General features: G+C 52.3%; 2 protein-coding genes. One reads left to right on the top strand and one right to left on the bottom strand.

Annotated features, from left to right (window positions below):
• Positions 1-371 precede the first annotated feature (371 nt).
• A complete protein-coding gene (locus tag TU92_RS22130; RefSeq protein ID WP_112169553.1) occupies positions 372-1,163 on the top strand; it encodes a formate/nitrite transporter family protein in 792 nt (263 codons plus the stop codon).
• Between the two features lie 73 nt (positions 1,164-1,236).
• On the opposite strand, the gene gltX is transcribed toward TU92_RS22130, so the two are convergent.
• Positions 1,237-2,655: a glutamate--tRNA ligase gene (gene gltX, locus TU92_RS22135; protein ID WP_112169555.1), complete on the bottom strand. Its 1,419-nt coding sequence runs from the start codon at positions 2,653-2,655 to the stop codon at positions 1,237-1,239.
• Positions 2,656-2,938 lie beyond the last annotated feature (283 nt).

A 2,938-nucleotide genomic window follows, 5' to 3' on the forward strand; every position in this document is an offset into this window, starting at 1 on the left:
CCAGCTGAGCTATACCCCCAATTCAAACCAGTAAAAACCGGTGAACGGGGCGCATGATATGAAACCGTGTCTACCCTGTCAACGGCTAAATCCGTTTCTGCAACCAAGCGCTGAAAAAGCCGCCAAATACCCCATTTTGCTGGAAAAAACCCTCTGCCCTGAAGCAAATATTCAGCAGGATACTTTGTTTTGCAATCGCCCCGGCAGCCCGCACTGTGACTAGCTTTCTGATCAGCCTACACATTTCTTTAACAAGCAGGATTTAATGATTAATGAAATGTTAGCAGACTATTAAAATCGCCTTGTTTTGAGAGAAATCTCAGAATAGACTGCTCGCGCAATAATCATAATCCATTACTTCGAGCAATCTCATGTCCTTGTATTCACCTAAAGAAATCGCATCCATCGCTGTCACGGCGGGCGTTAATAAAAGCCATTCTTCCGTGTTGAATTTGTTAATTTTGGGTTTCCTGGCGGGCGCATTCATCGCCACCGGTTTCCTGTTGGATCTGCATGTAATAGGGACGTTACCTGCATCCTGGGGCTCTTTCAGTAACCTGCTGGGCGCAGCCGTATTCCCGGTCGGCATCATTCTGACCGTTTTAGCAGGGGGAGAACTGCTAACCGGGAATATGATGACCTTACCGATTGCCTGGTTCGCCCGTCAGATAAGCCTGTTCGCCGTGCTGCGTAACTGGTTCTGGGTCACACTGGCTAACCTGCTGGGCAGCCTGGCCGTGGCGTATTTCTTCGGCCATGTGTTAGGGCTGACCGAAGGCGCATTCCTGAGCAAAACGGTGGCCACTGCGACCGCGAAAGTTAACGCTGACTTCATGCACGCGTTCATTTCTGGCATCGGCTGTAACTGGCTGGTGTGTCTGGCTATCTGGCTGGCTTTCGCCAGTAAAGAGATGGGCGGCAAAGTGATCGGAATGTGGTTCCCGGTCATGGCGTTCGTGGCGATTGGCTTCCAGCACGTGGTGGCGAATATGTTCATCATTCCGGCTGCCATTTTTGCCGGTGCGCTAAGCTGGTCTCAATACTTCCCGAACTTCGTCGCCGTATTCCTCGGTAACGCCGTCGGCGGTGCGGGCTTCGTCGGTCTGATGTACTTCCTGGCTTACCGCCCTACGGTGGCCGCGCCTGCGACCGAACAACGTTAATCTTCACTCTTTAACGTAATAAAAAAGCCAGCGCGGGAAACCGGCTGGCTTTTTTTACATCTGCACGATGGAATTACTGCTGTTGCGTTTCACGCTCAGCAATAAAGGCCAGCGCCATATCGATACGCGCCAGCACACGGCTCTGCCCGATAGCGTGAACGGTGACGTCCACACCAGGAGACTGACCCGCGCCAGTGACGGCTACGCGCAGCGGCATACCGACTTTACCCATCCCCACTTCCAGCTCATCCGCCGTGCCCTGAATGGCTTGGTGAATGTTTTCAGCCGTCCAGTCAGTGATAGCTGCCAGTTTGGCACGAACCACTTCCAGCGGCTGACGGGCAACCGGACGCAGGTGTTTCTTCGCCGCATCGGCATCAAACTCTGCAAAATCTTCGTAGAAGTAACGGCAGGATTCCGCCATTTCTTTCAGCGTCTTGCAACGTTCGCCCAGCAGGGTCACGATTTCAAACAGCTGCGGGCCGTTGCGGGTTTCGATACCGGCCTGCTCTACGTGCCACAGCAGGTGCGTCGCGACATATTGCGGATCCATCGAGTTAATGTAGTGATGGTTCAGCCATTGCAGTTTTTCAGTGTTAAACGCACTGGCAGACTTGCTGACGTTTTCCAGTGCGAACAGCGCTTTCATTTCGTCACGGCTGAAGATTTCCTGATCGCCATGAGACCAGCCCAGACGCACCAGATAGTTCAGCAGCGCTTCCGGCAGATAACCATCATCGCGGTACTGCATCACGCCGACCGCACCATGACGCTTGGACAGTTTTTTGCCATCGTCACCCAGAATCATGGAAACGTGCGCGTAAACCGGTACCGGTGCGCCCAGCGCTTTCAGGATGTTGATCTGACGTGGGGTGTTGTTGATATGGTCTTCGCCACGGATAACGTGGGTAATTTCCATATCCCAGTCATCGACCACGACGCAGAAATTATAAGTAGGAGAACCGTCGGTACGACGGATGATCAGATCATCCAGCTCGTCGTTGCTAAATTCAATCGGCCCACGGATCTGGTCATCAAAGATAACTGAGCCTTCCTGCGGGTTGCGAAAACGTACTACGCACGGCTCATCAGCGGCGTGATGTTCGTGGCTGTCGCGGCAGCGGCCGTCATAACGAGGCTTTTCGTTATTCGCCATCTGATGCTCACGCAGCTCTTCCAGACGTTCTTTAGAGCAGTAGCATTTATACGCGGTACCGTTTTCCAACATTTCGTCGATCACGCCGTTATAGCGATCAAAACGTTTGGTCTGGAAATACGGGCCTTCATCCCAGTCCAGATTCAGCCAGTTCATGCCATCCATAATCGCGTCGATCGCTTCCTGAGTGGAACGTTCGAGATCGGTGTCTTCGATACGCAGCACGAACTCACCGCCAAGGTTGCGGGCAAAGAGCCAGGAATAGAGTGCGGTACGGGCGCCACCGACGTGCAGATAGCCGGTCGGGCTTGGGGCAAAACGGGTTTTGATTTTCATCCGGGTGCAACCTTAATCATGCAACGCTACGAAACGCTGCTATCAATTAACAAAAAGTGGCTGACATTCTACCACTCTGCCCTGAATCCTCAACGCCGATACAGGGTAAGGCGACCGGTTTAAGACCATGAATGCGTAAAGAATCGACTACGCGGGCGAGAAACACGTCATGTTGTCTAAAAATAAGCCGAACGATCATTTTTGTTTTTAAAAAGCGTTGACGTAATTTCAAGTATCCCTATAATGCGACTCCATCACGACGGGGGCGATTAGCTCAGTTGGT

The sequence above is a fragment of the Rahnella inusitata genome, from assembly GCF_003263515.1.
Classification (GTDB): domain Bacteria; phylum Pseudomonadota; class Gammaproteobacteria; order Enterobacterales; family Enterobacteriaceae; genus Rahnella; species Rahnella inusitata.

What these genes read in the sequence shown, in the direction of transcription:
- TU92_RS22130 (WP_112169553.1), top strand. Translation starts at nt 372, where the DNA reads ATGTCCTTGTATTCACCTAAAGAAATCGCATCCATCGCTGTCACGGCG.
- gltX (WP_112169555.1), bottom strand. Translation starts at nt 2,655, where the DNA reads ATGAAAATCAAAACCCGTTTTGCCCCAAGCCCGACCGGCTATCTGCAC.